Below are 5,296 nucleotides of genomic sequence, written 5' to 3'. Positions count from 1 at the left end.
ATATACCAGTCGCGTTTGTCCGACGATCGGGTGGCGGGTATTCGGGGACGGGCCGTGGGTCATGGTTAGTTTTGGGGAGGGAAAGGGCAGAGGGGCGGCGGGTTACATCCAGACATTGTTGGGGGCTTTGAGGGAACCGTTAGCGTTGCCGATGTTCACCACGCCGTGCGGTTCGATGCCAAACGCCTCGCAAATGACCTGACTTTCTCGCTCAAACTGGCGTGACCAGTCAGGATTATGGGGTACGACGATAACGTGTTTCACCATGACTCAAGCTCCTAGCGAGGTTGGCAGTACCGGAATCGGGCCACGGGTTTGGGCGGTGAGAGCGGCGATCGCCCCAAACGCCTTAACGTCTACATTCTTCAACAGCGGATGCGCTTTGAGGGTGGCCATGATAGGACTGTTGATGTAGTTAGTCAGGGCTATCTCTGATTCAAAGCAGTAGAGCCCTCCCGCTTCTTTCATTTCATCATTGATGATCCAGATTTTCCAGGTCAGGCCAGGAAAGGGCGCGATCGCCCCCGCCGCATGGGAAAAAGCGGCTTCCAGTTCTGCCTGAGAGCAATCGTAGGTCAGGTTAATTTGCAGAATTGTATTGGTCATGGAATTTTTCCTCTATTGAGTTGAGCGTGGAAGTGGGGATTCATGCCCGCAGTGATTTACAGGTAGTAGCGCCGTTCGAGATAAACTCGCACATCGTCTTCTCGGTCGAAATAGTGGGTGCTGCGGTCAGAGGGGTCATACACTTTCCAAACTTCGGTTTCGCCGATGAACCGATGAATGCGGGGTATATCTTCCTGAATGAGCCAGTTGACCAGGGCTTGACCAACACCGTTCAAGAACTGCCGCAGGCGTGAAGGTCGATCGTCGATGCAATCCGCTTTCTGATGCAGCGAGGTTTCGAGACGCTGGCGATCTTGTTCCAGCAAGGCTTGGGCGTCGTGGGTTGGGCTATGCATAGCAATCTCCTTGGACAAAACAGTCATGAGGGCGGTTGAAACGTTCATGTCATCAACGGTATTGAGGGGAGCACGGGAAACAAAGCAGAGTGTGCATTGGGGACATCAATGCTGTCGATATCACCGAAACTCTCTGTAGTTCTGACAAAGGGAACCGAGCAATCTAGACGATGCCGAGAGTTGAGGATTTAGGGGGCAGCTATAAGGGTTTGCTCAGGGGCGATCGCCTGCAAGCGCCAGGTCAGTAATTCAACCGCCTCATTCTCCATCTCGCGCACAATGTCCTTCGCCGATTTGATAGCAGTAATGTTGCCGCTGCTTTCCCCGGCGGTGAGGCACATTTCCTCAAAGTCACCCGTGGTGTCAGGCATCGGCAGAATGACGGAAAACTTGGGCAGCGGCACCGTTTGCCCGCCCATGATGGTGGTGCCGATCGAAGGATGGGCGTGGCTGTGATCCATCGCTTCAGATACGCGATCGCTCCACTGATGCACCGCCCGATTGCGAATGACGCGCATCATCTGCCCCGGCATTTCTGGCCCAAACAGAGTGGTGCGGGTGGTGTCGTCCAGTTGCGCTTCCAGCACTCGCGCTTTGTACTCGGTATGGGCATGGGCTTCTACGCTGGCGAGAAAGCGCGTGCCGCACCACACGGCTTCTGCGCCCAAGGCCAAGGCGGCCACGAGTCCTTTGCCGTCGATGATGCCGCCTGCGGCAATGACGGGAGTCGGCGCAACCGCTTGATAAACAGCGGGCAACAGAGTGAAGGTACTAGCCTCGGCGCGATTGTGGCCCCCTCCTTCAGCTCCCTGGGCAATGATGGCATCGAATCCCATCGCTTTAGCTTCCAAGGCTTCGGTAAGGGAACCGACCTGCATCCAAACTTTGGTGCCGCTGGCCTGCAACTGCATCACCCATGCTTGGGGCGGCAGTGACCAGAAAAAGATCACAACAGGCACTCGTTCTGCAATACAGATAGCAATGTGCTCCGCTTGGGCCATGCCGGTCACGAAGTCGACGCCAAAGGGGTAAGGCGTGAGCGATCGCATTTCGCGAATCAGTCGCTGCAGTCCCTCGGGGTCAACCATTGCCGCACTGAAGGTGCCCATGCCCCCGGCATGGCTGACGGCAGCAGCGAGTTTGGGGGTGGCGACACAGGCCATTCCGGCGGAGATGATGGGCGTTGAGATGTTGTAGGTTTGGGTAATTTGGGTGGTAAGCATGATAAGAGGGGGTGGGTAGTCGGTAGTGGGATGGTGAGAGGGTGGGGTGAAGAGTGTTCGCGGTAGTGGCTTCCCGGAGAGTAGGGTGGATGGGTGGAGAATATTGAGTTTTGAATTCTCCTCGCTCCTTTGCGGTTAATAGAGCCAGCTTCCGTACTCAGGTGTAGTGGTTTTCATATCTTCATAAAGCCACACCATGCGGTCGAGGAACCAGAGTTTGCCGATGTAAATCAGCAGCAGGCCCAGCAGGGTAAGGGGCAGGTGCAGCGTCCAGAGACCGGCAATGGCAATCAGAAAGCCGATGGCGGCCAGTCCGGTCAGAAAATAAGGAAAGGTGCGGTGGTGGGCGGGAATGGAAACTTGCTGACGGTTGATCCAGACGCGCTCACCCAGTACCCCTTTTGACACCCAGTTGTCGGTGGATTTGGGGGGCGAAAATAGGCGAGCATTGAGCCAGTTCCACAACAGTGCGGCGACAATCAGCGCTAGGGCTCCCCACCCCAGCCACACGCGGCTCCAGATGGTGAGAAATAATAGGGGAACGACGGTGAGGCGAGTCCAAAAGCACCAGGGGTTGGCGTGGCCTTGCCAGGTTTGGTCATCCATGCGAAAGAGGGTCGCGATCGCATTGGCAAACATCAGGAAAGTCTCCTAAAACAGTTGATTTCAGTCGTGCCATCATATCGACGTCGCAGTGTTGGCCATCTCGACAGGCATACTGCTGCAACGTGCCTTCATGGGCAAAGCCAAACTTCTTGTAGAGGGCGATCGCCCGGTAATGATCTGAAAAAACTTGCAGTTTAGACGCCGCAGATTACACCCGTGATCAGCAATATCGAGGGCAGCCTGAAGGAGGCGATCGCCGATCCCCAGTCCTTGCCAACCGGGGTTTCCTGCAAGCCATTGCAGCGCTGCTGCATGACGTCAGAGCGGATCGGCAGCGAAGCTAAGCGCCACCATGCCCAAGATTTCGCCATGGCAGCAGGTCACGAGTACACAGCCCTGACATCTGGACTGGGAGAGGCGATCTCGCAATTCATCTAGGGACAAATACGGCAAGGTGTGTACCTCAGGGGCCACCTTAGGGTCTGACAGCAACGCCAGCAACGCTTCAGCACCTGCCACCCTACTGCGGCGCACCTGCACCAGTTGCAGCGGTAAATTAATGAGCAGACTCTTTTCAAGATTCGTTGTTTGCGGCGTTTTTTCTACGTTCTTCGTATCAGCTTGAGTCAACATAATTCATACTCGGACATTTCATCAATCCATCACAGTTCAGAATGCTTGCTAGCCTTCTTGAAATCATCTGATAGCAGAAATGGATGTTTCACGTCAGATAAATTGTCGGTGTTGCTGAATACAAGTATGGATTCCTAAATCCGCCCTCACCCTAGCCCTCTGCCCAGGGAGAGAAAACAAGAGTTCTAGCGCCCTTCTTCCTAGGGAGAAGGGTTGGGAATGAGGGCAAATCACATCTATCGATTCAGCAATGCCGAATTATCAAGTCAATAGACTATATCTAGCTCTGCTTTATGTTCATTTTTAACGGTAGGAGAGTAATCCCTTTCTGTCTCTAGGGGAAACCTATGGAACCGGCCTTGTAGAAACCTATGGAAATCTATGGTCATTCTCCAAAAGAACTGATTCATAAAGGTTGCAAACGATGAAACACACGTCTAAGATTCTTTGCGGATTGCAGAGGTAACGTAATTGCCAACGCCAAAAACCCTGCCAACACGGTCATTCATACGAGAGCAGGTTGACTCCTAAAACCTTTGGGAAGAATCCTCTAAGACCATAGATTTACCGTAGAGACAGGTTCCCTTCATCAGCTTAGGGTGAAAACGGAAGGATTCAAGTATTCATGTTGAATGGACTCAATGCTCTTTTTTCCTATGGAAGGGCTTCCTTCGTTAGGACAATATTCCTCGCCAAGTCTCACGTGAGGTATCCATATGTCTTTGAAGTATCGCGGTGTTCATTACACCTATAGTCAACCCAAAATCGAAACCTTTGAACTCCCCAAAAAGGTGTTCTTTCTGAGAATTTCTTATCCGTTTCAGGAAGGGCGATCGCCTCGTCCATCCATCCCCCCCCAACTCTTCACTATCGTGGTCATCGCTATATCCGGTAGCGGTCAAATACCCAAGACTCCCGGTTTCTCTGAGAAGCCGGGAGTCTCTATACAAAGGGCAAGGCTTTGATGTGGTCATAAAATTCCACCGAGCCACTCAAGTGACCATCCCAAACAACAATTCAATGTAGTTGCGATAATGTGCCAACTGTTGCGCCAGCTGATGAGGATCTTGCAACACCCGCATCATCACAAAACCACCCTCAAAGGTAGAGACGATCGCGTCGGCCAATTCCTCCGCTTTAACCGGCAGCTTGGGAGAGGTTTGGGCGATCGCTGCTGAAAACTTTTTCCCCAACCGCTGCCGCCATTCTAGAAAAGACTGGGCCGAAATGGTGCGCACATCCGCATCGAGATCTTCGAACTGATAGATAAACGAGGCGATCAGGCACCCAGCGCCAGGATCCGTCATTTGCTCCACCTCTTCTTGCAACAGTCCGATGAAAACCAAAATCTGCTGTAGCGGTTCACGGCTGAGCTTTTCAGCACGGCTGAGTTGCTCATGTAGATAGGCGGCATCTTTCTCGGCATAACGCTGCACCAGGGCACGGGCCAGATCAGCCTTGGTTTTGAAGTGATAGAAAAACGCCCCTTTGGTGACCGTGGCCTTCTCTAACACCATGTCGATGGAGGTGCCTGCCAACCCGTGCCCCATCACCAACTCATGGGCAGCATCCAGAATAGCCGATTTGGTTTTGACTCCACTACGGGGCATGACAGACTCCTGACAGACTTTTTTCACCATACTCTTCCATCTTACAAACTAAATAGTTTGTTAAGAAGCCAAAACTTTTTGATAGCCCATAAAAGGCAATGAGTCCTTCTTGGCAAAGGATTTCCAGCTTAATTAATACCCTGATCGTATCCCCCGATCCCTATTGACATTCCCGAAAAGCATGTTTAATATACCAACTAGTTGGTTTGTAAAATCCCGGTTCCACCCAAGGAGGCCACTATGACTACGAATCTTGTTCACG

General features: G+C 52.5%; 7 protein-coding genes. All 7 read right to left on the bottom strand.

Annotated features, from left to right (window positions below; translation table 11 throughout):
- Positions 1–102: 102 nt before the first annotated feature.
- Positions 103–267, bottom strand: a complete 165-nt coding sequence (locus V6D20_04000; GenBank protein HEY9814954.1) for a hypothetical protein — start codon at positions 265–267, stop codon at positions 103–105.
- Between the two features lie 3 nt (positions 268–270).
- On the bottom strand, positions 271–606 hold the full coding sequence (locus V6D20_03995) for a YdhR family protein (protein ID HEY9814953.1): 336 nt from the start codon (positions 604–606) through the stop codon (positions 271–273).
- Between the two features lie 56 nt (positions 607–662).
- Positions 663–1,010: a hypothetical protein gene (locus tag V6D20_03990; GenBank protein HEY9814952.1), complete on the bottom strand. Its 348-nt coding sequence runs from the start codon at positions 1,008–1,010 to the stop codon at positions 663–665.
- 140 nt (positions 1,011–1,150) lie between these two features.
- Positions 1,151–2,185, bottom strand: a complete 1,035-nt coding sequence (locus V6D20_03985; GenBank protein ID HEY9814951.1) for a nitronate monooxygenase — start codon at positions 2,183–2,185, stop codon at positions 1,151–1,153.
- Positions 2,186–2,320: 135 nt separating this feature from the next.
- On the bottom strand, positions 2,321–2,824 hold the full coding sequence (locus V6D20_03980; GenBank protein ID HEY9814950.1) for a DUF6653 family protein: 504 nt from the start codon (positions 2,822–2,824) through the stop codon (positions 2,321–2,323).
- A 285-nt stretch (positions 2,825–3,109) separates the two neighbouring features.
- Complete coding sequence (locus V6D20_03975) at positions 3,110–3,424, bottom strand: hypothetical protein (GenBank protein ID HEY9814949.1); 315 nt, start codon at positions 3,422–3,424, stop codon at positions 3,110–3,112.
- Between the two features lie 992 nt (positions 3,425–4,416).
- On the bottom strand, positions 4,417–5,034 hold the full coding sequence (locus V6D20_03970; GenBank protein ID HEY9814948.1) for a TetR/AcrR family transcriptional regulator: 618 nt from the start codon (positions 5,032–5,034) through the stop codon (positions 4,417–4,419).
- Positions 5,035–5,296 lie beyond the last annotated feature (262 nt).

This window comes from Candidatus Obscuribacterales bacterium, assembly GCA_036703605.1.
Taxonomy (GTDB): Bacteria; Cyanobacteriota; Cyanobacteriia; order RECH01; family RECH01; genus RECH01.
This window is presented reverse-complemented; position numbering and strand designations above follow the sequence as displayed.

Bases quoted from the DNA above. Each gene is read 5' to 3' on its own strand.
- V6D20_03995 (HEY9814953.1), bottom strand. From the start codon at position 606: ATGACCAATACAATTCTGCAAATTAACCTGACCTACGATTGCTCTCAG.
- V6D20_03980 (HEY9814950.1), bottom strand. From the start codon at position 2,824: ATGTTTGCCAATGCGATCGCGACCCTCTTTCGCATGGATGACCAAACC.
- V6D20_03975 (HEY9814949.1), bottom strand. From the start codon at position 3,424: ATGTTGACTCAAGCTGATACGAAGAACGTAGAAAAAACGCCGCAAACA.
- V6D20_03990 (HEY9814952.1), bottom strand. From the start codon at position 1,010: ATGAACGTTTCAACCGCCCTCATGACTGTTTTGTCCAAGGAGATTGCT.
- V6D20_03970 (HEY9814948.1), bottom strand. From the start codon at position 5,034: ATGCCCCGTAGTGGAGTCAAAACCAAATCGGCTATTCTGGATGCTGCC.
- V6D20_04000 (HEY9814954.1), bottom strand. From the start codon at position 267: ATGGTGAAACACGTTATCGTCGTACCCCATAATCCTGACTGGTCACGC.
- V6D20_03985 (HEY9814951.1), bottom strand. From the start codon at position 2,185: ATGCTTACCACCCAAATTACCCAAACCTACAACATCTCAACGCCCATC.